The organism is Streptomyces sp. NPDC052299 (genome assembly GCF_040679335.1).
GTDB lineage: Bacteria > Actinomycetota > Actinomycetes > Streptomycetales > Streptomycetaceae > Streptomyces.
In genome coordinates, this window is record NZ_JBFAUP010000008.1 from 52,445 (window position 1) to 75,628 (window position 23,184).

The 23,184-nt window shown below is 72.1% G+C and carries 17 protein-coding genes; 6 read left to right on the forward strand and 11 right to left on the reverse strand.

Annotated features, from left to right (window positions below):
* Positions 1–38: 38 nt before the first annotated feature.
* The 4 genes from AB0L33_RS15405 to AB0L33_RS15420 form a co-directional block, all read right to left on the reverse strand.
* Positions 39–917 carry an ABC transporter permease gene (locus tag AB0L33_RS15405; RefSeq protein WP_365681511.1) on the reverse strand — a complete coding sequence of 293 codons (879 nt, stop codon included), beginning with the start codon at positions 915–917 and terminating at the stop codon, positions 39–41.
* Positions 914–3,577, reverse strand: a complete 2,664-nt coding sequence (locus AB0L33_RS15410) for an alpha/beta fold hydrolase (RefSeq protein ID WP_365681513.1) — start codon at positions 3,575–3,577, stop codon at positions 914–916. The genes AB0L33_RS15405 and AB0L33_RS15410 overlap by 4 nt, the downstream gene beginning before the upstream one ends.
* Positions 3,578–3,706: 129 nt before the next feature.
* The gene (locus AB0L33_RS15415; protein ID WP_365681515.1) at positions 3,707–4,324 is read right to left on the reverse strand and encodes a DUF4291 domain-containing protein; all 618 of its coding nucleotides are present in this window, start codon (positions 4,322–4,324) and stop codon (positions 3,707–3,709) included.
* A 54-nt stretch (positions 4,325–4,378) separates the two neighbouring features.
* On the reverse strand, positions 4,379–5,182 hold the full coding sequence (locus tag AB0L33_RS15420; protein WP_365681517.1) for a hypothetical protein: 804 nt from the start codon (positions 5,180–5,182) through the stop codon (positions 4,379–4,381).
* Positions 5,183–5,432: 250 nt separating this feature from the next.
* On the opposite strand from AB0L33_RS15420, the gene AB0L33_RS15425 reads away from it, so the two are divergent.
* Both AB0L33_RS15425 and AB0L33_RS15430 read left to right on the forward strand, forming a co-directional pair.
* On the forward strand, positions 5,433–6,143 hold the full coding sequence (locus AB0L33_RS15425; protein ID WP_365681519.1) for a VC0807 family protein: 711 nt from the start codon (positions 5,433–5,435) through the stop codon (positions 6,141–6,143).
* A gap of 96 nt (positions 6,144–6,239) precedes the next feature.
* On the forward strand, positions 6,240–6,710 hold the full coding sequence (locus AB0L33_RS15430) for a GNAT family N-acetyltransferase (RefSeq protein WP_365681521.1): 471 nt from the start codon (positions 6,240–6,242) through the stop codon (positions 6,708–6,710).
* 44 nt (positions 6,711–6,754) lie between these two features.
* Here AB0L33_RS15430 and AB0L33_RS15435 read toward each other — a convergent pair whose 3' ends face one another.
* From AB0L33_RS15435 to iolC, 4 genes are read right to left on the reverse strand one after another with little or no spacing between them, the layout of a single operon-like run.
* Positions 6,755–8,254: a CoA-acylating methylmalonate-semialdehyde dehydrogenase gene (locus tag AB0L33_RS15435; RefSeq protein WP_365681523.1), complete on the reverse strand. Its 1,500-nt coding sequence runs from the start codon at positions 8,252–8,254 to the stop codon at positions 6,755–6,757.
* A 12-nt stretch (positions 8,255–8,266) separates the two neighbouring features.
* Complete coding sequence (gene iolD, locus AB0L33_RS15440; protein WP_365681525.1) at positions 8,267–10,177, reverse strand: 3D-(3,5/4)-trihydroxycyclohexane-1,2-dione acylhydrolase (decyclizing); 1,911 nt, start codon at positions 10,175–10,177, stop codon at positions 8,267–8,269.
* Positions 10,174–11,049, reverse strand: a complete 876-nt coding sequence (iolB, locus tag AB0L33_RS15445; RefSeq protein ID WP_365681527.1) for a 5-deoxy-glucuronate isomerase — start codon at positions 11,047–11,049, stop codon at positions 10,174–10,176. The genes iolD and iolB overlap by 4 nt, the downstream gene beginning before the upstream one ends.
* A 2-nt stretch (positions 11,050–11,051) precedes the next feature.
* Positions 11,052–12,038, reverse strand: a complete 987-nt coding sequence (gene iolC / locus AB0L33_RS15450; RefSeq protein WP_365681529.1) for a 5-dehydro-2-deoxygluconokinase — start codon at positions 12,036–12,038, stop codon at positions 11,052–11,054.
* A 254-nt stretch (positions 12,039–12,292) separates the two neighbouring features.
* On the opposite strand from iolC, the gene AB0L33_RS15455 reads away from it, so the two are divergent.
* Positions 12,293–12,703 (forward strand): peptidoglycan-binding domain-containing protein, encoded by a 411-nt coding sequence (locus AB0L33_RS15455; protein ID WP_365681531.1) that lies wholly within the window; start codon positions 12,293–12,295, stop codon positions 12,701–12,703.
* Between the two features lie 51 nt (positions 12,704–12,754).
* Here AB0L33_RS15455 and AB0L33_RS15460 read toward each other — a convergent pair whose 3' ends face one another.
* A complete protein-coding gene (locus tag AB0L33_RS15460; RefSeq protein ID WP_365681533.1) occupies positions 12,755–14,977 on the reverse strand; it encodes an MMPL family transporter in 2,223 nt (740 codons plus the stop codon).
* Positions 14,978–15,159: 182 nt separating this feature from the next.
* On the opposite strand from AB0L33_RS15460, the gene AB0L33_RS15465 reads away from it, so the two are divergent.
* The 3 genes from AB0L33_RS15465 to AB0L33_RS15475 all read left to right on the forward strand — a co-directional run bounded on the left by AB0L33_RS15465 (position 15,160) and on the right by AB0L33_RS15475 (position 18,827).
* Positions 15,160–15,879, forward strand: a complete 720-nt coding sequence (locus AB0L33_RS15465; protein ID WP_365681535.1) for a TetR/AcrR family transcriptional regulator — start codon at positions 15,160–15,162, stop codon at positions 15,877–15,879.
* A 77-nt stretch (positions 15,880–15,956) separates the two neighbouring features.
* Positions 15,957–16,265: a heavy-metal-associated domain-containing protein gene (locus AB0L33_RS15470; protein WP_365681537.1), complete on the forward strand. Its 309-nt coding sequence runs from the start codon at positions 15,957–15,959 to the stop codon at positions 16,263–16,265.
* A 117-nt stretch (positions 16,266–16,382) separates the two neighbouring features.
* On the forward strand, positions 16,383–18,827 hold the full coding sequence (locus tag AB0L33_RS15475; protein WP_365681539.1) for a heavy metal translocating P-type ATPase: 2,445 nt from the start codon (positions 16,383–16,385) through the stop codon (positions 18,825–18,827).
* Between the two features lie 507 nt (positions 18,828–19,334).
* Here the strand turns inward: AB0L33_RS15475 and AB0L33_RS15480 are convergent.
* Complete coding sequence (locus AB0L33_RS15480) at positions 19,335–20,633, reverse strand: citrate synthase (protein ID WP_018518088.1); 1,299 nt, start codon at positions 20,631–20,633, stop codon at positions 19,335–19,337.
* A gap of 129 nt (positions 20,634–20,762) precedes the next feature.
* Positions 20,763–23,084, reverse strand: a complete 2,322-nt coding sequence (locus AB0L33_RS15485; protein WP_365681541.1) for an ATP-dependent RecD-like DNA helicase — start codon at positions 23,082–23,084, stop codon at positions 20,763–20,765.
* Positions 23,085–23,184: the final 100 nt, after the last annotated feature.

Here is a 23,184-nt window from a genome sequence, read left to right on the forward strand (position 1 = left end):
GCGGCAACGACGAGCGCGGAACCGGCGGAATGTCAAGCTCAGGACACGATGTCCTTACGGCTGAACCCGCGGAACGCGAAAGCGAACAGGATCAGGGCATACGTCACCGATACGGCCGCGCCCTTCGCCATGCCGCCCCACTCGATCGTGGGCTGGAGCGCGTCCGCCCAGGCGAACTGCCAGTGGGCGGGCAGGAAGTCGCGCCAGGAGCCGAGCGCGGTCACGGCGTCGAGCACATTGCCGACGATGGTCAGTCCGACCGCGCCGCCGACCGCGCCGAGCGGGGCGTCGGTCTTGGTCGACAGCCAGAACGCGAGCCCCGCGGTCACCAGTTGGGAGACGAAGACGAACGCGACGACGAGCGCGAGGCGCCCCACCGCGTCCCCGGCCGACAGCGCTCCCCCGGTCGGCAGCTGGAGCGGCCCCCAGCCGTAGGCCGCGGCCCCGGCCGCGAGCGCGACGAGCGGCAGCAGCACCATGGCGGCCAGGCTGAAGCCCAGCGCGACGACGAGCTTGCTCCACAGCAGCCTGGCCCGGGGCACGGGCGCGGCCAGCAGATAGCGCAGCGAGGACCAGCTCGCCTCGGAGGCCACCGTGTCGCCGCAGAACAGCGCGACCGGCACGACGAGCAGGAAGCCCGCCGAGACGAACAGGCAGGTCGCGGCGAAGTTCGCGGCGGACGCGGTCGCCGTGTCCATCAGCGTGATCCGGTCCCCGCCGCCGGGCCCGCCGTCCGGGGTGCCGCCGATCGCGAACGCGATGATCAGGATGAACGGCAGCGCGGCCAGCACTCCGCCCATGAGCAGCGTGCGGCGTCTGCGCAGCTGCCGGACCGCCTCGACGCGCAGCGGGAGGGTGTGGCGGGCCCGGTAACCGGGCGCCTCGGGGGCCTCGGCGAGGCCGGCTGCGGTGCTCATGCGGAGCCTCCGGAGATCAGGGTGAGGAAGGCGTCCTCCAGGCGGCGGTGCGGGCCGACGCCCGTCAGCGGCACGTCGAGGCGGACCAGCTCGGCGACCAGCTGCGGCGCGCTCGCCCCGTCGAGCCGGACGAGGAGCCCGTGCCCGTCGTCCGTGCGGACGGCGGAGCCGATGCCCGGCAGGGCGGCGACCTTCTCCACGAGGGGTTCGGTGAGCGGGTCGGCAGCGGTGACCAGGAGCATGTCGCCGGAGCCCGTGATCTCGGCGACGGGGCCCGCCTGGACGAGCCTGCCCCGGTCCATGACGACCAGATGCGTGCAGGACTGCTCGACCTCGGACAGGAGGTGGCTGGAGACGATCACGGTGCGGCCCCCGGCCGCGTAGCGGATCATCACGTCCCGCATCTCGCGGATCTGCGGCGGGTCCAGCCCGTTGGTCGGTTCGTCCAGGATGAGCAGGTCCGGCATGCCGAGCATGGCCTGCGCGATGGCGAGCCGCTGCCGCATGCCCTGCGAGTACGTGCGCACGGCGCGGGCCAGGGCGTCACCGAGCCCGGCGATCTCCAGGGCCTCCTCGATGCGCGCGTCCTCGTCGGGGCGTCCGGTGGCCTTCCAGTACAGCTCAAGGTTGGCGCGCCCGGACAGGTGCGGCAGGAATCCCGCGCCCTCCACGAAGCAGCCGACCCGGGACAGCACGGGGGCGCCGGGGCGGATGGCCCGCCCGAAGACCCGGATCTCGCCGTCGTCGGGGGTGATGAGCCCCATGAGCATGCGCAGGGTGGTGGTCTTCCCGGCGCCGTTGGGGCCCAGCAGGCCGAGCACCTGCCCCTTCTCGACACGGAAGGAGAGGTCGCGCACGGCGTACCTGTCGGCCGACTTGGCGTACTTCTTGGACAGACCGGTGATCTGCAGCGGAACGTCGGCGAGTGCGGGGTCGGGTGCGGGCGTCGCGGTACGGCGCCGGGCGGTGAGCAGCAGGGCCGCGGCGATCACCAGCGCGGCGGCCGGCAGCCCCCAGGTCCACCAGGGCAGCGCGGCCGAGGCGGTTCTCAGGCCGGGGGCGGTGGGCAGCGTGAGGGCCCCGTCGAGGGAGACGGTGTACGTGGCCGGCTCGGCCGGGGACGCGTAGCCGAGGTCGGTCGCGGCGAGGACGAGGCGGAGGCGGTGGCCCGCGTCGAGTTCGTGGTCGACGGCGGGCAGGGTCAGCTCGACCGGCTTGCCCTGCTGCTCCGGCGTGATCCGGTACGGCGCGACGAGCTGGGCGGGCAGCACCTGCCGCTTCCCGTCCGGCGACACGTCGTACACCTTGCCGAACAGGACCGCGTCGCCGTGGTCGGCCCGCACGGTCACCCGGACCGTGGGGGCGCCGGTGATGCGGCGGGCGGCGGGCAGCGGGGCGGAGTCGAAGCGGGCGTACTGGCCGGGGAAGTCAAGGGCGAGGCCGCCGACGCCGAGGGTGGAGAGCTGGGCGAGCGAGCCGCCGACGCCGGGCACGGCGGAGATCGACGGCGGGTTGGCCCCCGCGGGGTTGCTGATCTTCTGGGTGCGCCCGTGCAGTGCGACGGCCAGCGGGCCGCTGTGCAGGCCCGGGTACGTGTCGCTGCTCGCGCCCCGGGTGAGGGCGGCGCCGTCCGTGGAGTCGATGCCGCCGGTCCGGGTGACGCGGAAGGCGGGGCCGGTGTCGGTGCCCTCCTCCCCCTTCAGGTACCGGTCGAACCAGGCGGCGATCCTCTTCTGTACCCGGCCGGTCTCCATGTCGCCCCCGTCGTGCCCGCCGGCCGCCCAGTCGACGGAGACGGGGGCGCCGTTGGCGGCGATGGCCTTCGCCATGGCATCGGCCTGGCCGAGCGGGAACAGGGAGTCGGTCTGGCCCTGCACGATGAGCGCGGGGGCCTGGATGCGGTCGGCGACGGCGCTCGGGGAGCGCTTCGTGAGCAGGGCGCGCGCGGCGGCGTCCGGCTTGCCGCTGACGGCGACCCGTTCGTACAGGTCGCACAGCTCCTTCTCGAAGTTGCCGCAGCCGCCGCCGGAGTTGACGAAGATCCCGGCCCAGAGCTTCTTGAACACCCCGTCCGGGAAGAGCGCGTCGGCGAGGTTCCAGTAGGTGATCTGCGGGGCGATGGCGTCGACACGGTCGTCGTACCCGGCGGCGAGCAGCGAGACCGCGCCGCCGTAGGACGCCCCGGTGATGCCGACGCGCGGGTCGCCCTCGGCGTCGAGCCGGACCTCGGGGCGGCCGGCGAGCCAGTCGATCAGCCGGGACACGTCCTTGACCTCGCGGTCCGGCGCGTTCAGCCCGATCTCGCCGCCCGACTTGCCGAAGCCGCGCGCGGACCAGGTGAGGACGGCGTATCCGTCGCGGGCCAGCTGCTCGGCCTGCGCCCGGGTCTCCGTCTTGCTGCCGCCGAATCCGTGGCCGATGAGCACGGCGGGCCGCCGCCCGGCGTCCCCGGCCGTGAAGTACGAGGTGTCGAGCGAGACCCCGTCGACGCGCATCATCCGGTCCTGGCGGCGCACGGCCGGGCCGCTGTCGTCGGCCACCGCCGTCCAGGTGCCGGCACCGGCGAGCACGAGGAGCGCGGCGCCCGCCGCCGCCCACCGGCCTCGGGTGCGGGGCAGCAGCCGCCGCCACCGGGACGTACGCGCAACAGGGGAGTCCATGCGTCCGACCCTATGCGGCCCGCCGCCCCGTCCCACCTGCCGCCGGGCTGAACTCCCGGGCATCCTCGAGGCGTACGGAAGCGGGCCTCGTACTCCGGACGCGGTATGTCCCGGGTCGCGAAGCGCGCTCTAGACGGCTTCGCGGGCCGTGGGCAGCGGGGTGCCCTCCGGCAGCGGGTAGGGCGTCTCGGCGGGCAGCAGCGCGGTCGCGGCCTCCGTCTCGCCCGCCCTCGCCAGCGCGTGGATCTCCCGGGCGAGCGGGGTGACATCGCGGATCGAGACCGTCCACTCGTCCGCGTAGCGCCGTGACGCCTCCCCGGCCAGGCCGAGCTGGAGCGAGCGGTACGGGAGCCGGTTCAGCTGGAGGTCGCGCTCCGGGTCCCACTGGACGCGGGCGGGGGCTCGGCGCAGATCGCGCTGCCAGGTGGCCCGGTCCGGGTGCACGCCGTCCTGGTAGTGGGAGAGTTCGGCGTGACCGAGGGCCCAGTCGAAGCCCTCGCGGGTGATCTCGACGGCGAGGACGGTCTCCTGGCCCTCCTTCGTCCCCCAGCCGCAGCGGTACATCATCCACAGGAAGCTCGGCTTGATCCACGTCATGCGGTCGCGCTTCCAGGCGGCCGGGAAACGCCCGTCGCGGGCGGCGGGCAGGCCGAGCGACGGGGTGTACGCCTGATAGACGGTCACGGTGCCGGCGGTGTGGAGGGCGCGGATCTGGTGCTGGGGCGGGATGGCTGCGGATGGGATCATGCAGCCATCCCAGCACCGGCGGCGGTGGGACGGCGAACGAGTTTCCGGCCGGTGCTAGCGCGCGGCGTGCATCACGCGGACGCCGGACCACACGACGACGTGGTCCCCGGTCGACGCCTTCGCGCCGGAGGTGGAGTTCCCGTAGTAGTTCCAGCGCCAGGTACCGGACTCGGCGGCCTTGACGGTGGTCTTGAGCGCCCCCGTCGAACTGGACGTCACCTTCTTGACCGTCGTGTACGAGGACGCGCCGTCCGCCTTGAACTGCAGGCTGACCGTGCGGCCCCCGTACCCCTGGTACGTGTGGGTGTCCCAGTTCGCCCGGGTGACCTTGCCGGTCACGGTGAGCGTCTTGCCGATCACGACCGGCTCGGGCGCGGCGTTGACGGTGACGCGGGTGGCGCGCTGGACCTGGACCGGGATGTTCATGTCGTCGAAGTCGTAGTCGTCACCGACGTAGAAGATGCGGGCAGCGGTCCGCCAGGTCCCCGCGTCCTCGTTGCCGAAGTCGACGTGGCGCGGGTCGATGGTCAGCCATTCCTTGAAGTCGCAGACCCCCTTCGCCACGGGGTGGCAGTCAGTGGTGGTGATGCTGTTCCACAGGGCGTCGCCGCCGTCGAGTCTTCCCCGGTAGGGATACACCACCGGTCCGTAATCGAACTTGCGCGTGGTCGTCATCCGGAAGGAGCCCGTTACCTCGACCTCCTCCTGCACCCCGATCACGATCGGCTTTCCGCTGTTGAGCGATACCCGGGAGAAGGAGGCTCCCCCCTCCGCCGCCCCCGCCGGTGCCGCCGCCATCGTGGTGAACACGGCTGCCGCTCCCACGGCCACCACCGTGTTCCACATCGTCTTCGCCATACGAAAGACCGTCCCCTCCCTTGAAAAACCGGAACGTCAGTGGGACCGGGGAGGACCCGACCCGGTTGTACGCCGTACGGCAACGATCGGGTCACGCGCTCGGAGCCGTACAAACGCATGGCGGAGGCCATGACATTCGTCATGCGGAGGTCGGTACACGCGGCTCTGCCGGGGAGGGGGCCCCGATCGGCAGTCTGTACGTGTCGAGAGCGGGAGCCACGGAGGCGCCGCCGCAACGGGAGGAACCGACATGAGCAGCCCGGCCGCCACACTCACCGCACCCGTCGCCGAAGCCGCCCCGATCGCGCCCCGCAAGGCTTTCGTGGACAGCCTGGCGCCGCTGCTGGTGGACGTCGCGCTGCCGGTCGCCGCGTACTACGCGCTGAAGGCGGCGGGGCTCGGCACGTTCGGCGCACTGGCCTGGAGCAGTGTGGTCCCGGCGGTCCGCACCGTGTGGGGCGCGGTGCGCGAGCGCCGGCTCAACGGCCTCGCGGCGCTGATGGTGTCGGTCAACGCGGTCTCGCTGCTGCTGGGCCTGGTGTCCGGTGACCCCCGGCTGATGCTCCTCAAGGACAGCGGGGTGAGCAGCATCATCGGCCTGACGTTCCTGGTGACGGCGGTGCGGGGCCGCCCCATGCTGTCGGCGGGCCTGCGGCCGTGGCTGACCCGGGGCGAGGCCGCCAAGTCTGCCGCCTGGGAACGGCTCTCCGCCGGTTCGCCGGCGTTCCGCAAGGCCGAGACCCGGTTCTCGGCGGTGTGGGGCGGGGCGCTGCTCGCCGAGTGCGCGGTGCGGGCCGTGGGCGCGTACACCGTGCCCGTCGAGACGATGGTGTGGGCGGGGACGGTGCTCATGGTCGTCTCGATGGTGCTGGCCTTCCTCGTCTCGGGTCGCTTCGGGGTCGTCCCGATGGAGCGCATGATCGCGGCCGAGGCCGAGGCCGCCGCCGCGACGGACCGCTGACGGTCCGCCAGAACGCCGCAGGGCCACTCCGGGGGAGTGGCCCTGCGGTCATGTGCGGCCCGAAAATCGCTTGACCTCGGTGTTTACCGTTCTCGTATGACTGATTCGCTGAGGCTGGCCCAGGTCGGCGCCGGGAACGTGGACGAAGCGATCGGGCTGCGGGTGCGGCCCGATCAGGAGCATCTGGTGGCGCCAGTGGTGAAGTCCCTGGCCGAGGCGTACGCGCACGGGGAGGCCGCCTGGCCCCGGCTCGTCCTCGACGGCGACCGGCTCGTCGGCTTCCTGATGGCCTTCCTGGACATCGACTTCGCGGGTGACGGCACCGGGCGCGACATCCGCTCGGGGCTGTGGCGCCTCAACATCGCGGCCGGTGAACAGGGGCGCGGCTACGGCCGGTTCGCGGTCGAGTCGGTGGCCGCCGAGATCCGCCGGCGCGGCGGCACCCGCATGTACGTCACGTGGCACCCCGGCGACGACGGCCCCGAGGGCTTCTACCTGGGGCTCGGATTCCGGCCCACGGGCGAGACGAGCGGGGACCAGACGGTCGGGGTGCTGGAGCTGGGCTGAGGGACGGGCCCGGAGCCCGGCCCGTCCCTCGGACCGTCGCCGGGTCAGTGGTTCCTGGGGAAGCCCAGGTCCACGCCTGCCGGGGCGTCCGCCGGGTCCGGCCAGCGGGTCGTGGTGACCTTGCCCCGGGTGTAGAAGTGGACGCCGTCGTTGCCGTAGATGTGGTGGTCGCCGAAGAGGGAGTCCTTCCAGCCGCCGAACGAGTGGTAGCCGACGGGGACCGGGATCGGCACGTTGACGCCGACCATGCCGGCCTCGATCTCCAGCTGGAAGCGGCGGGCCGCGCCACCGTCGCGGGTGAAGATCGCGGTGCCGTTGCCGTACGGCGAGGCGTTCATGAGGGCGACGCCCTCCTCGTACGTCGCCACGCGCAGCACGCACAGCACCGGGCCGAAGATCTCGTCCCGGTACGCGTCGGAGTCGGTGGAGACGTGGTCGAGGAGCGAGAGGCCGATCCAGTGGCCGTCCTCGAAGCCGTCGACGGTGAATCCGGTGCCGTCGAGGACCACTTCGGCGCCCTGGGCGGCGGCGCCGGTGACGTAGGAGGCGACCTTGTCGCGGTGGGCGGCGGTGATCAGCGGCCCCATCTCGGACGTGGGGTCCGTGCCGGGGCCGATCTTGATCCGGGCGGCCCGCTCCTTGATGCGGGCGACCAGCTCGTCGCCGATCGCGCCCACGGCGACGACTGCGGAGATCGCCATGCAGCGCTCCCCCGCCGAGCCGTACGCGGCGGAGACGGCGGCGTCGGCGGCGGCGTCCAGGTCCGCGTCGGGCAGCACCAACATGTGGTTCTTCGCGCCGCCGAGCGCCTGCACGTGCTTGCCGTTGGCCGAGGCGGTGGCGTGGATGTGGCGGGCGATGGGCGTCGAGCCGACGAAGGAGACGGCGGCGACGTCCGGGTGGTTCAGCAGCGCGTCGACCGCGACCCGGTCCCCGTGCAGGACATTGAGCACACCGTCCGGAAGCCCGGCCTCCGCCGCCAGCTCGGCCAGCAGGTTGGCGGCGGACGGGTCCTTCTCGCTGGGCTTGAGCACGAAGGTGTTGCCGCAGGCGACGGCCAGCGGGAACATCCACATCGGCACCATGGCCGGGAAGTTGAACGGGGTGATCCCGGCGACCACGCCCAGCGGCTGACGGATCGAGGAGACGTCGACCCGGTGGGAGACCTGGGTGGACAGCTCGCCCTTGAGCTGCGTCGTGATCCCGCAGGCCAGCTCCACGATCTCCAGACCGCGCGCCACCTCGCCCAGCGCGTCGGAGTGCACCTTGCCGTGCTCGGCGGTGATCAGGGCGGCGATCTCGTCGCGGTGGGCGTCCAGCAGCGCGTGGTAGCGGAACAGCACCGCCGTGCGGGCGGAGAGCGAGGAGTCGCGCCAGGTCCGGTACGCGTCCTTCGCCGCCGCCACCGCCGTATCGGCCTCGTCCGGCGAGGCGAACGCGACCCGGGTGGTGACGGCGCCGGTGGCGGGGTCGGTGACCTCGCCGTAGTTGCCCGAGGTGCCCTCGACGGTCTTGCCACCGATCCAGTGGTTCACGGTCTTCATGCTGTGGCTCCTTCAGAGGTGACGGCGTCGGCCGGCGCTGTGTCGTTCGTACTCTTTCCGTGCTTCGACCGCCGCGGGGCGGGTGGCCGTCCCGGCCACGGGGACATCCCACCACGCCTGCGCCTCCGGAGGACCCTGTCCGGCGCCGGGTGTTGCCGTCTCGACGTGTACGCAGACGGGCCGGGCTTCGGCGCGGGCCTCGGCGAGGGCCGCCCGCAGCCCGGCCACCGTCCCGGCACGCAGCACCCGCATGCCGAGCGAGGCGGCGTTGGCCGCGAGGTCCACGGGGAGCGGCGGTCCGGTGAAGCCTCCGTCCGCCGAGCGGTGGCGGTAGTCCGTGCCGAAGCCCTCACCGCCGGTCGCCCCGGAGAGGCCGCCGATCGAGGCGTAGCCGTGGTTCTGCAGGACGACGAGCTTGACCGGCAGGTTCTCCTGGACGGCGGTGACGATCTCGGTGGGGTTCATGAGGTAGGTGCCGTCACCGACGAGCGCCCAGACCGGGCGGCCCGGCGCCGCCGTGCACACGCCGATCGCGGCCGGGATCTCGTAGCCCATGCAGGAGTAGCCGTACTCCACGTGGTACTGGCGCGGGGAGCGGGTCCGCCAGAGCTTGTGCAGGTCGCCGGGGAGCGAACCGGCCGCGTTGATGAGGATGTCCTCGTCGGTGACGAGCTCGTCCAGGAGGCCGAGGACCTGGGTCTGGGTGGGGCGGGCATCCGGGTCGGGCGTGGCGTACGCGGCGTCGACGCGCCGCTCCCAGCGGGCCTTGGCCTCGCCGTACTCGGCCTCGTAGGCGGGGTCCGTACGGTGTCCGGCCAGGGCCTCGGTGAGGGCGTCGAGGGCGGTGCGGGCGTCGGCGACGAGCGGGAGGGCGGCGAGCTTGTGGGCGTCGAAGCCGGTGAGGTTGACGTTGAGGAAGCGGACGCCGGGGTGCTGGAAGAGGGTCGCGGACGCGGTGGTGAAGTCGGTGTACCGGGTGCCGACTCCGATGACGAGGTCGGCGGTGCGGGCGAGGTCGTCGGCGGTGGCGGTGCCGGTGTGGCCGATGCCTCCGACGTCGGCGGGGTGGTCGTGGCGCAGCGAGCCCTTGCCCGCCTGGGTGGAGGCGACGGGGATGCCGGTGGCGGCGGCGAACGCGGCGAGGGCGTCCTCGGCGGCGCTGTGGTGGACCCCGCCGCCCGCGACGACGAGGGGGCGGCGGGCGGCGCGCACCGCCCGTACGGCCCGGCCGAGTTCGTACGGGTCGGGGGCGGGGCGGCGCACGTGCCAGACCCGCTCCGCGAAGAACTCCGCCGGCCAGTCGTGCGCCTCGGCCTGGACGTCCTGCGGCAGCGCGAGGGTGACCGCGCCGGTCTCCGCCGGGTCGGCCAGGACGCGCATGGCGTGCAGCGCGGCCGGGATCAGGGCCTCGGGGCGGGTGATCCGGTCGAAGTAGCGGGAGACCGGGCGCAGGCAGTCGTTGACGGAGACGTCGCCCGCGTACGCCACTTCCAGCTGCTGGAGCACGGGGTCGGCGGGGCGGGTCGCGAAGGTGTCGCCGGGCAGCAGCAGGACGGGGAGGTGGTTGACGGTGGCGAGGGCGGCGCCGGTGACGAGGTTGGTGGCGCCGGGGCCGATGGACGTGGTGACGGCGTGGGCGGACAGCCGGCCGGACTGGCGGGCGTGGCCCACGGCCGCGTGCACCATGGCCTGTTCGTTGCGGCCCTGGAAGTACGGCATGGCGGGTCCGGTCTCCAGGAGCGCCTGGCCGATTCCGGCGACGTTGCCGTGGCCGAAGATGCCCCAGGTGGCGGCGATCAGCCGGTGGCGTTCGCCGTCGCGCTCGGCGTACTGGCGCGCGAGGAAGGCGATGAGTGCCTGGGCGGTGGTGAGGCGGCGGGTGCCGCCACCGGCCGGTCCGGTCGTGCCGGGCGTCGCGGTCATGCGTGGTCCTCCGGTCCGTGGAGCGGCAGCCGGGGGTCGACCGGCTGGGACGGCCAGGTGTCGCGCACCCACCGGTGGTCGGGGTGGTCGCGGATCAGCCACTCCCGCTGCTCGCCGGGGCCCGCCATGACGTTGAGGTAGTACAGGGTGCGGCCGGGCTGGGCGATGGACGGGCCGTGCCAGCCGTCCGGGATGAGGACCGCGTCGCCGCTGCGGACCTCGGCCAGCACGTCCGTGCCACCGGGGCGGGACGGGGAGACGCGGTGGTAGCCGAGGCCGTCGTCCTCGACCTCGAAGTAGTAGATCTCCTCCAGGACGGACTCCTCGCCGGGGTGGTGCTCATCGTGTTTGTGCGGCGGGTAGGAGGACCAGTTGCCGCCGGGCGTGAGGACTTCCACGGCGATGAGGCGGTCGCAGTCGAAGGCGTCCGCGGCGGCGAAGTTGTTGACCTGGCGGGAGCAGGTGCCCGCGCCGCGCAGTTCCACGCGTACCTCCGGCGCGGGGCCGTAGCGAGCGGGGAGTCGTCGCTCGCACTTCGCTCCTGCCAGGGCGAAGCGGCCGCCTGCGCCGGAGGCGATCTGTGCGTGGGCGTCGCGCGGTACATAGGCGAAGTCGGAAACGCCGCTGAACACGCTCCTACGGCCCAGCAGTTCAAAGATCTCATCTGAGATGTGCACCGTACAGCTGCCGGTCAACGGCAGTACGATCCACTCGCTCTCCCCGGTGACGAGTGTGTGAACTCCTCCCGGTTCCAGCTCCAGCACGCGGAGCCCCGAGCGCTCCCAGCCGGCCAGGTCCGGGCCGATGTCCAGGGTGTACGGGCCGTGCGCGGTGGAGCCCGAGGGCAGGTGGTATGCCGGATCGTCGCGCATGCTCAGGCTCCTTCGGTGTGTGCGGTGACCGCGCCTTCGGCGAGCGCGGCTTCGATCTCGTACGGGAAGGGCATCGCGGAGGAGCAGGCGAGCCGGGCGGCGACGATGGCGCCGGCGGCGTTGGCGTACCGCATGGTGCGCGCGATGTCCCAGCCGCTCAGCAGCCCGTGGCAGAGGGCGCCGCCGAACGCGTCGCCCGCGCCGAGGCCGTTGACCACGTCGACGGGGAGCGGCGGGACGTCGGCGACGGTGCCGTCCCGGTGGACGGCGAGGACGCCCGCGGGGCCCTGCTTGACGACGGCCAGCTCGACGCCGGCCCCGATGAGGGCGCGGGCCGCCGCGTGCGGTTCGCGCTCCCCGGTGGCGATCTCGCACTCGTCCAGATTGCCGACGGCGACCGTCGCGTGGGCCAGGGCCTCGCGGTAGCGGGCGGACGGGCCCGGCCCACCGGCGCCCGGCGGCCAGAACACCGGCCGCCAGTCGAGGTCGAAGACGGTGATGCCGGAGCGGTCGCGGGCGCGCAGCGCGGCGAGGGTCGCCGTGCGGCTCGGCTCGGCGCACAGCCCGGTGCCGGTCATCCAGAACACCCGGGCGGCCCGGACCGCTTCGAGGTCCAGCTCGGCGGTGTGGATCTCCAGATCGGGGGCCTTGGGCTGCCGGTAGAAGTACAGCGGGAAGTCGTCGGGCGGGAAGACCTCGCAGAAGGTGACGGGTGTCGGGTAGGCGGCGACGGGCGTCACCCACCGGTCGTCCACCCCGAACTCCCGCAGCTGCTCGCGCAGGTAGTCACCGAACGGGTCCGCGCCGGTCCGGGTCACCACGGCGGTGCGACGGCCGAGGCGGGCGGCGGCGACGGCCACGTTGGACGGGGAGCCGCCGAGGAACTTCCCGAAGGTGTCGACCCGGGCCAGCGGCACGCCCGTCCGCAGCGGGTAGAGGTCCACCCCGATCCGCCCCATCGTGATCACGTCGTACGGCTGCTCAGGCATGAAACGTCCCTTCGGCTGGGCGCCTGTACCTGGATCATCTCCGCTCGGGTCACCGTCAATCGCCCGCCGCACCGGCGACTGCCCGCGCTCCTGCGGGCGTCCCCCCGGGGCGCCCCGACGCTTTCGCCGACGCTCCCGGGTGCTTCGCGCGGTTCGACGGGCCTCGGCAGTGACGTGGAGCCGGTTCGGGCTGTTGTCCTCGGTGAGACCGGGCCCCCGGGCCCGCCCCCCGCACTCACCGAGGAGCGACCACCATGTCCCGAACCCCCCTGTCCCCGCGCCGGTCCGCCGGCGCCTCGGCCCTGACCACCGGGCTCCTGGCCGCCGTCGCGCTGGCCGCCGCCGTGGCGGCCGCCCCGGGGGCCGCCGCCGATGCCGAGAATGTGCCCCCGGCCGGGTCCAGCCCCGTGTGCGCCTTCTACGACGGGGACGGGCTGACCGTCTTCGGCGACCGGGGCGACCGCGCCTTCCAGGTGCAGTGCATGCTGGCCAACCGGCGCTACCTGCCGTGGGACGCGGTGGACGGGACGTTCGGCCTGCGCACCCTGGACGCCGTCCGGCGCTTCCAGGCCGACCACCCGCCCCTGCTCGGCACCGGAGTGGTCGACGCGGACACCTGGACCGCGCTCTGGCGCGGTGACGTCCCGGTCGACGCCGCGGCGTGACGCCGGGCGGGGTCCGCGCCGCCCGGCGCCCGGCTCACGTCCGCGTGCGGTTCACGCGCCGCTGGGCACCCGTTCCGCCTCGGCGTCCCGCTCCGGTATGGACTCCGGCGCATCCGGCCGCCCGGGCCCGCCCTCGCTCAGCCCGAACCGCTGGTGGAACCTCCGCAGCGGTGCCGGGGCCCACCAGCTCGCCCGGCCCATGAGCTTCATGACCGTCGGGACGAGCAGGCTGCGGACCACCATCGCGTCCATGAGCACGGCGAGCGCGATGCCGAGGCCGAGCATCTTGGTGTTGGTCACCCGCGAGGTGCCGATGGCGACCATCACGACCGCCAGGATCACGGCCGCCGCGGTGATCAGCCCGCCGGTGCGCCGCAGTCCGAAGGCGACGGCCTGCTCGTGTGCGCCGGTGCGGTCGTACTCCTCCTTGATCCGGGAGAGCAGGAACACCCCGTAGTCCATGGAGAGGCCGAAGGCGACGCAGAACATGAGCACCGGCAGCGTCGTCTCTATGTCCCCGGTACTGGTGAAGGCGAGCGGCCCGGACAGGTGGCCGTCCTGGAAGACCCAGACGACGGCTCCGAACATCGCGGTGAGGCTCAGGGCGTTGAGCACGACGGCCTGGACGGGGATCAGGACGCTTCCGGTCAGCAGGAAGACCAGCAGCAGCGTCACCACGGCGATGATGCCCACCGCCCATGGCAGCCGGTCGCCGATGGCGGCCTTGGAGTCGACCAGGACCGCCGCCGTGCCCGTCACGGAGGTGTCGAAGGGGGCGGGCTCGGCGCGCAGGTCCTTCACCAGGCGCTGGGTCTCCTCCCCGACCGGCTCGCCCTTGCCGAGCACGCTGAAGTAGGCGTTCCGCCCCTCCGTGACCGGCCCGTCCACCCGGAGGACCCCCGGCAGCGCGGCGAGCCTGCTGCGGTAGTCGGCGTACTGGGCGGGGGTCGCCCCGCCCTCCGCCAGGATGTCGAGGCTCCCGCCGGGGCTCCCGGGGAAGCCGTCCCGCAGATGCTGCTGCACCACGTGGGACTCGGAGGCGGCGGGCAGCTGCCGGTCGTCCGCCGTACCGAACTTCACGCCCAGGAAGGGCAGTCCGAGGAGGACGAGCCCGACGCCCGTGACCACCGCGAAGACCGGAGCCCTGCGCATCACCAGAGCCGTGAACCGGGCCCACCCCGCACCGGCCTCCGCCTGCGGCTCCGGGCGCCCGCGCCGCAGCAGCCTCCGGAGGTCGAGGGAGTTCACCCGGCGGCCGAGGAGCATCAGCGCGGCCGGGAGGAGGATCAGCGCGGCTGCGGCGGCGAGGAGCACCACGGCGATGCCCGCGTAGGCGAAGGAGCGCAGGAAGTACTGCGGGAAGACGAGCATCGCGGCGAGCGACACCGCCACGGTCAGCGCGGAGAACAGCACGGTCCGGCCCGCCGTGCGCAGCGTCGCACCGATGGCCTCCCTGGTCGGGGCCCCGGCCGCCAGCTCCTCGCGGAAGCGGCGCACGATGAACAGGGCGTAGTCGATGGCGAGCCCGAGCCCGAGTGCCGTGGTGAGGTTCTGGGCGAAGACGGAGACGTCGGTGAACTCGGTGATGCCGCGCAGCACCGCGTTGGTCCCCAGGATGGCGACGATGCCCACGCCCAGGGGCAGCAGGGCGGCGATGGCGCTGCCGAAGACCATGACGAGCAGCACCAGCGTCACCGGAAGGGCGATCATCTCGGCCCTCAGCAGGTCCTCCTGGATGATCGTCTGCATCTCGTGCTGCACGGCCACGGGCCCGCCGATCGAGACGTGCACCGGCCCGTGCTCGCCGCGGTAGGCCGGGGCCAACCGGTCCAGCACCTCGCCCGACGCCTTGTCGTCGCCCTCGATCCGGGCGGCGATCAGCGCCTCCTTGCCGTCCTCGGCGCGCAGCGCGGGCGCCTTGTCCTGCCAGTAGGAGCGGACGCCGACGACATCCGCCTCACCGGCCAGCCGCTTCGTCAGGCGCGCCGCCTCGGCCGCCACGGCGGGGTCGTCGACGGAGGCGCCGCCGCTGTCGACGAGCAGCAGCAGATTCGGCTGGGAGGCAGGGAACTCACGCTCCAGCGCCTTCGTGGCGTAGGTCGACTCCGCGTCCGGGGCCTGCCAGCCGCCGCTGCCCATGCGGTCGGCGACCCCGCTGCCCGCGAGGACCGCGAGCGCGGTGATCACCAGTGCCGTCAGCAGCGAGAGCCGGGGACGCGCGGTGACGAAGCGCGTCCAGCCTCCCGGTCGCCGCGGGCCGTTGACTTCAGGCATGGTGCGATGTCCCCTTTCCCCGGATCCGGGCGCGCGGGGCGGCAGCACGAGGCAGCCGCGCAGGGCAGCATGGATCAGTCATTGCCACATACACTGGCAAACACGAGTCATCGCTCGCGTTTCTCAAGAATGCGAGCGACCACTCGCGTTTGTCAACCGCGCACGAAAGCTGGGGATTCACCGTGTCGCAGTCCAGAGCGGCCGGCTCCGAGGACACCGGGGCCACCCGGGGAGCCGGGGCCACCGACCACACCGACACCCCCGCCCGGCCGCGCAGGCGGCAGGCCCGGGGCGAGGCCCGCATCGCGCAGCTGCTCCAGGCCGCCGCCAACGTGTTCTGCACGACCGGCTACACCGCGGCGAGCACCAACGCCATCGCGCGGGAGGCCGGGGTCTCCCCCGGCACGCTCTACCAGTTCTTCCCCAACAAGGAAGCCATCGCGGTCGAGCTCGGCGACCAGCTCCTGACCCGCTGGCGGGACACCTACGGGGCCGCGTTCCTGGCCGACCACCTGGAGCTCCCGCTGGACCGGATGCTCGACGCCACCCTCGACCCGCTGATCGAGTTCAACTGCGCGAACCCGGCGTTCACGGTCCTGATGCACGGCTCCGAGATTCCCGGCATGGTCACCAAGGACCACGACGCCGTGCACGTCACGATGCTGAGCCGCGTCGAGACGATCCTGGCCGGATACCTGCCGGACAAGCCACCGGCCGAGGTCACCCGGATCGCCACGATGATCTTCAACATCTTCAAGTCCGGACTGGACGTGATCATGGCGCACGAGGGGGACGAGCGCGAGGCGTACATCCAGGAGATGAAGACGGTCCTCCACCGGTACCTCGAACCCATGCTCCCCGACGACACGGCGACCGGACCCCGCTCGCGTCATACCCCCTAGGGGTATAGAGTGGGCTCGTGGAGGCGCACCGGTACGCGCCCATCCGCCCCCGTGTGCCCGTCGAAGAGGAGAACACCATGACCGCCGAGACCCAGCTCCCCCAGGCGACCGGCTCCTGCTGCTCGCCCAGCGGTTCCTGCCACGACAGCGCGGGCGCCGACGCCGGACAGTCCGGCGTGACCACCGTCTACCAGGTGGCCGGCATGACCTGCGGCCACTGCGAGGGCGCCGTCTCCGAGGAGGTCTCCGCCATCGAGGGTGTCACCTCGGTGAAGGCCGTGGCGTCCACCGGGCAGGTGACGGTGGTCTCGCAGGCCCCCCTGGACGACGAGGCCGTGCGCGCCGCCGTGGACGAGGCGGGTTACGAGCTCACCGGGCGCGTCTGACCGACCCGGGAGCGACCCGCACCACCCGCACCACTCGCACCACCCGTCACCGCCGGGCCGGACCGACCAGCAGATACTGGTGGGGTACGGCCCGGTCGGCGTTCCAGGAGTACGGACATGCACAGCGCATCGGATACGCACAGCACGACGGAGGCCGGAGCCCCGGCGGAGCCTTCGCGGGCCGAGTTCATGATCGGCGGCATGACCTGCGCCTCCTGCGCGGCCCGCGTCGAGAAGAAGCTCAACCGGATGGACGGCGTCACCGCCACCGTCAACTACGCCACCGAGAAGGCCCGCGTCAGCTATGACGGCGCCGCCGTCTCCGTGGACGATCTTGTCGCCACCGTGGAGCGGACCGGCTACACGGCGAAGCCGCTGCCCGGGGCGGCCGTACGGACCCCCGGCCCCGCCGCCATGGAAGCCCCCCGGGCCACCGGACCCGCCGCGACCGCCGAAGCTCCGCACACCACCGCCGCCCCGGACCCGCGGCCCGCCGGGCCCTCCCGCCACGAGCCCGCGCCGCGCGCCCCCCGACCGGAACCGGAACCGGAGGCCCCACCGCACCCCCACGCCGCCGAGGACACTCCCGACCCCGCCCTCACCGCCCTCCGGCAGCGGCTCGTCGTCTCCGCCGTGCTCGCCGCCCCCGTGGTCGCCCTGGCGATGATCCCCGCCCTCCAGTTCGACTTCTGGCAGTGGCTCTCGCTCACCCTCGCCGCGCCCGTCGTGGTCTGGGGCGGGCTGCCCTTCCACCGGGCCACCTGGACCAACCTGAGGCACGGCGCGGCGACCATGGACACCCTCGTCTCCGTCGGGACGCTCGCCGCCTTCGGCTGGTCGTTGTGGGCGCTGTTCCTCGGGGACGCCGGAATGCCCGGCATGCGGCACGGCTTCGACCTGACGGCCTCCCGGGCCGACGCCTCGTCCACCATCTACCTGGAGGTCGCGGCGGGCGTCGTCACCTTCATCCTGCTGGGCCGCTACCTGGAAGCGAAGTCCAAGCGGAGGGCCGGGGCCGCGCTGCGCGCCCTGATGCGCCTCGGCGCCAAGGACGTGACCGTCCTGCGCGACGGCGCCGAGGTCCGCGTCCCCGTCGCCCGGCTCGTCGTGGGTGACCGCTTCCTCGTCCGCCCCGGCGAGAAGATCGCCACGGACGGCACCGTGGTCGAGGGTTCCTCGGCGGTGGACGCGTCCATGCTCACCGGCGAGTCCGTGCCCGTGGACGTGGCCGTCGGCGACACGGTGACCGGCGCGACGCTCAATGTCTCGGGCCGCCTCGTCGTGGAGGCGACCCGCGTCGGCGGGGACACCCAGCTGGCCCGGATGGCGAAGCTGGTGGAGGACGCGCAGAACGGCAAGGCCGAGGTGCAGCGCCTCGCGGACCGGATCTCGGCGGTCTTCGTCCCGGTCGTCCTGCTGCTCGCCCTCGGCACGCTCATCGGCTGGCTGCTGGCCACCGACGACGTGACGGCCGCGTTCACGGCGGCGGTGGCGGTCCTGATCATCGCCTGCCCCTGCGCCCTCGGCCTCGCCACCCCGACCGCGCTCATGGTCGGCACCGGACGAGGCGCCCAGCTCGGCATCCTCATCAAGGGCCCCGAGGTCCTGGAGTCCACCCGCCGCGTCGACACCGTCGTCCTGGACAAGACCGGCACCGTCACCACCGGCCGCATGACCCTCCAGGCCGTCCACACGGCCCCCGGAACCACCGAGACCGACGCCCTCCGCCTCGCCGGAGCCCTCGAACACGCCTCCGAACACCCCATCGCCCAGGCCGTCGCCACCGGAGCCACCGACCGCACCGGCACCGCCCTTCCCACCCCCGAGGACTTCGCCAACGTCCCCGGCCTCGGCGTCCAGGGCACCGTCGAGGGCCACACCGTCCTCGTCGGGCGCTCCCGGCTGCTCGCCGAGGCCGGAATGCCCCTCCCCGACGCGCTGGCCGCCGCCGTCACGGACGCCGCCGCCCAAGGACGTACGGCCATCGCGGTCGGCTGGGACGGCGAGGCGCGCGCGGTCCTGGAAGTCGCCGACGCGATCAAGGACAGCAGCGCCGAGGCCGTCGCCGCGCTCCGGGATCTCGGTCTCACACCGATCCTGCTGACCGGTGACAACCGCGCCGTGGCGGAGTCCGTGGCCCGTGAGGCCGGGATCGGGGAGGTCCGCGCCGAGGTGCTGCCGGAGGAGAAGGCGCACGTCATCCGGGGGCTCCAGGAGCAGGGACGGGTCGTCGCCATGGTCGGCGACGGGGTCAACGACGCCGCCGCGCTGGCCACCGCCGACCTGGGCCTGGCAATGGGCACCGGCACGGACGCGGCGATCGAGGCGAGCGACCTCACCCTGGTTCGTGGAGATCTCAAGGTGACAGCGGACGCCATCCGCCTCTCCCGACGCACCCTCACCACCATCAGGGGCAACCTTTTCTGGGCATTCGGCTACAACGTGGCCGCCCTACCCCTTGCGGCATTTGGGCTGCTCAACCCTATGATTGCCGGAGCGGCGATGGCCTTCTCATCGGTCTTCGTCGTGACGAACAGTCTGCGCCTGCGGTCCTTCACGTAATTTCCACAATGAGATTCAGATCACATCGGTTTCAGGGTAACCATTCGATGGGCTCGTAAGTCTTAGAGTGCGATGCCAAGGATGTCTTGGGGGACGTCCGACGGAGCGTCTTGGGGGATGCTCCGGGCAAGAGTGGGCCGGGGCACGTACACCGGGGAGCTTTGAGCGGCCCTCCCGTCGGTACGTACCCCGGCAGACCACAGCGCAGTAGCAGGACAAGCAGTACCGAGGCACAGCCCAGGAGCTACGGCTCCCACTGAACGCCCGGCCGGATCCCGTGGGGGGAATCCGCTCCGGGACATGGGAAGCGCCTCGCTGTCGGCCCGTGGGGGGATCGATGGCGAGGCGCTTCTCTCTTGCGCGGGAGCGCTCCCGGACCGGCCCTCGCCGCACATACCCACGGAACGCCACACGCCCCCGGCCGCCGCGTCGCTCGGGGCGAAGGCGCGGCAGGCGGGGGCGCGGGTTCCGGCGTCAGTCAGGGCCGGGGAAAGCGCGAGGGATCGTTCAGCGGCCCTCGACCGGGACGAAGTCGCGCAGGACCTCGCCGGTGTAGATCTGGCGCGGGCGGCCGATGCGGGAGCCGGGCTCCTTGATCATCTCGTGCCACTGGGCGATCCAGCCGGGGAGCCGGCCGAGCGCGAAGAGCACGGTGAACATCTCGGTCGGGAAGCCCATCGCGCGGTAGATGAGGCCCGTGTAGAAGTCCACGTTCGGGTAGAGGTTGCGCGAGACGAAGTACTCGTCGGAGAGCGCGTGCTCCTCCAGCTTGAGCGCGATGTCCAGCAGCTCGTCGGACTTGCCGAGGGCGGACAGCACGTCGTGCGCGGCGGCCTTGATGATCTTGGCGCGCGGGTCGAAGGACTTGTACACCCGGTGGCCGAAGCCCATCAGGCGGACGCCGTCCTCCTTGTTCTTCACCTTGCGGATGAAGGAGTCGACGTCGCCGCCGTTGGCCTGGATGCCTTCCAGCATCTCCAGGACGGACTGGTTGGCGCCGCCGTGCAGGGGGCCCCAGAGCGCCGAGATGCCGGCGGAGATCGAGGCGAACATGTTCGCCTGCGAGGAGCCGACCAGGCGCACGGTGGAGGTCGAACAGTTCTGCTCGTGGTCCGCGTGCAGGATGAGCAGCTTGTCGAGCGCCGAGACGACGACCGGGTCGAGCTCGTACTCCTGGGCCGGGACCGAGAAGGTCATGCGCAGGAAGTTCTCGACGTAGCCCAGGTCGTTGCGCGGGTAGACGAACGGGTGACCGATCGACTTCTTGTACGCGTACGCGGCGATGGTCGGGAGCTTGGCGAGCAGCCGGATGGTCGAGAGGTGGCGCTGCTCCTCGTCGAACGGGTTGTGGCTGTCCTGGTAGAACGTGGACAGCGCACTGACGACCGAGGACAGCATGGCCATCGGGTGGGCGTCGCGGGGGAAGCCGTCGAAGAACCGCTTGACGTCCTCGTGCAGCAGCGTGTGCTGGGTGATCTCGTTCTTGAAGGTCGACAGCTCGTCGACCTTGGGAAGCTCACCGTTGATCAGCGTGTACGCGACCTCGAGGAAGGTCGAACGCTCCGCGAGCTGCTCGATCGGGTAGCCGCGGTAGCGCAGGATGCCCTGCTCGCCGTCGAGGTAGGTGATGGCCGATTTATAGGCAGCGGTGTTGCCGTATCCACTGTCCAGCGTCACCAGGCCGGTGTTCGCCCGGAGCTTCCCGATGTCGAAGCCCTTGTCGCCGACGGTGCTGTCGATCACCGGGTAGGTGTACTCGCCATCGCCGTACCGCAGTACCACAGCGTTGTTGGTGTGCTCGCTCACGTCATCCCTCACCGACGTAGTGCCTCTTCTTCGAGGTTCCCTGACTGTCTCCACCCTCCCCCATTTGGCTCAGGAGAGTGCACTCGGGGTCGTCCATTGGACCTACTCGCGGCACTGAGTGCCGCGAACTTAGCCATCCTGCCCCCTTGACTGCGGTTCCGGAAGACCTCCGTGATGTTTCCCACCGATTTGATCGATCATTTTTACCGACGATCCTCCGTCGCCGCCTCCCCGGAGCCGGTGATCCAGCGCCGTACAGCGTCTGCCTGCGGAAACCGTGCGGACCGCCTGGCCGATCGCCTGTCGCGAGCCGACCAGCACGACGAGCTTCTTGGCCCTGGTCACGGCGGTGTAGAGCAGGTTGCGCTGGAGCATCATCCAGGCACTCTTCGTGACGGGGATGACGACGGCCGGGTACTCGCTGCCCTGGGAACGGTGGATCGTCATGGCGTACGCGTGGGCGAGCTCGTCCAGCTCGTCGAAGTCGTAGCCGATCTCCTCGTCCTCGTCGGTGAGCACCGTCAGCCGCTGTTCGTCCAGGTCGAGGCCGGTGACGACGCCCACGGTGCCGTTGAAGACACCGTTTTCCCCCTTGTCGTAGTTGTTACGGATCTGGGTGACCTTGTCCCCCACCCGGAAGACCCGACCGCCGAACCGCTTCTCGGGCACGCCCGGCCGGCCCGGGGTGATCGCCTGCTGGAGCAGACCGTTGAGATGCCCGGCCCCCGCCGGGCCCCGGTGCATCGGCGCGAGCACCTGGACGTCCCGGCGCGGGTTCAGCCCGAACTTGGCCGGAATGCGGCGGGACGCGACGTCCACCGCGAGCACCCCGGCATCCTCCGTCTCGTCCTCCACGAAGAGGAAGAAGTCACTGAGCCCCTGGGTGAGGGGCGGTACGCCGGAATTGATGCGGTGCGCGTTGGTGACCACGCCCGACTGCTGGGCCTGGCGGAAAATCGTGGTCAGCCGGACGGCGGGCACGGGGCCGCCCTCGGCGAGGAGGTCCCGCAGCACCTCCCCCGCGCCCACGGACGGCAGTTGGTCCACATCGCCGACGAGCAGCAGGTGGGCACCCGGTGCCACCGCCTTCACCAGCTTGTTGGCGAGCAGCAGATCGAGCATCGACGCCTCGTCCACGACGACCAGATCGGCGTCGAGCGGGCGGTCCTTGTCGTACGCCGCGTCGCCGCCGGGCTTCAGTTCCAGGAGGCGGTGCACGGTGGACGCCTCGGCGCCCGCCAGCTCGGAGAGCCGCTTGGCCGCCCGGCCGGTGGGCGCGGCGAGGACCACCTTCGCCTTCTTGGCGCGGGCCAGCTCCACGATGGACCGGACCGTGAACGACTTGCCGCAGCCGGGGCCGCCGGTGAGCACGGCGACCTTCCGGGTCAGCGCGAGCCGTACGGCGGCCTCCTGCTCGGGCGCCAGCTTGGCGCCCGTCCGGCCCGCGAGCCACTTCAGCGCCTTGTCCCAGTCCACGTCCGCGAAGGCGGGCATCCGCTCCTCCGGGGTCCGCAGCAGCCGCCGTACCTGGGCGGCGAGGGAGATCTCCGCCCGGTGGAACGGCACCAGGTACACCGCGGTGACCGGCTCCCCGCCCTCGGGCGAGGGCACCTTCTCCCGTACGACGCCCTCCGGCTCCTCGGCCAGCTCGGCCAGGCACTCGATGACGAGCCCGGTGTCCACCTGGAGCAGCTTCACCGCGTCCGCGATCAGCCGCTCCTCGGGCAGGAAGCAGTGGCCCTGGTCGGTGGACTGCGACAGCGCGTACTGCAGCCCCGCCTTCACCCGTTCCGGGCTGTCGTGCGGGATGCCCACGGCCTGGGCGATCCTGTCGGCGGTCAGGAAGCCGATGCCCCAGACGTCGGCGGCCAGCCGGTAGGGCTGGTTCTTCACGACGGAGATCGAGGCGTCCTCGTACTTCTTGTAGATCCGCACGGCGATGGACGTCGAGACGCCGACGCCCTGGAGGAAGACCATGACCTCCTTGATGGCCTTCTGCTCCTCCCAGGCGGCGGCGATCATCTTCGTCCGCTTGGGGCCCAGCCCGGGGACCTCGATGAGGCGCTTGGGCTCGCGCTCGATGATGTCCAGCGTGTCCACGCCGAAATGGGTGGTGATCCGGTCGGCCATGACCGGCCCGATGCCCTTGATCAGCCCGGAGCCGAGGTAGCGCCGGATGCCCTGGATCGTGGCGGGGAGGACGGTCCGGTAGTTCTCGACGTGGAACTGCTTCCCGTACTGCGAGTGGGACGCCCAACGCCCCTCCATCCGCAAGGACTCCCCGGGCTGCGCCCCGAGCAACGCCCCGACGACGGTGAGCAGATCGTTGCTCCCGCGCCCGGTGTCGACTCGGGCGACGGTGTAGCCGTTCTCCTCGTTGGCGTACGTGATCCTCTCCAGAACGCCTTCCAGGACGGCCAGGTTGGGGGTGTGGGGCGTGGTGGTGGCCATGGGGCGACGGTATCGGGTGGGTGCGACAGCACGGCTCCCAGCGCGAGCGGGCCTCGACTGGTACCATAAGCAGTACCAGTCGGTCGCGGTAGAAGAGGTT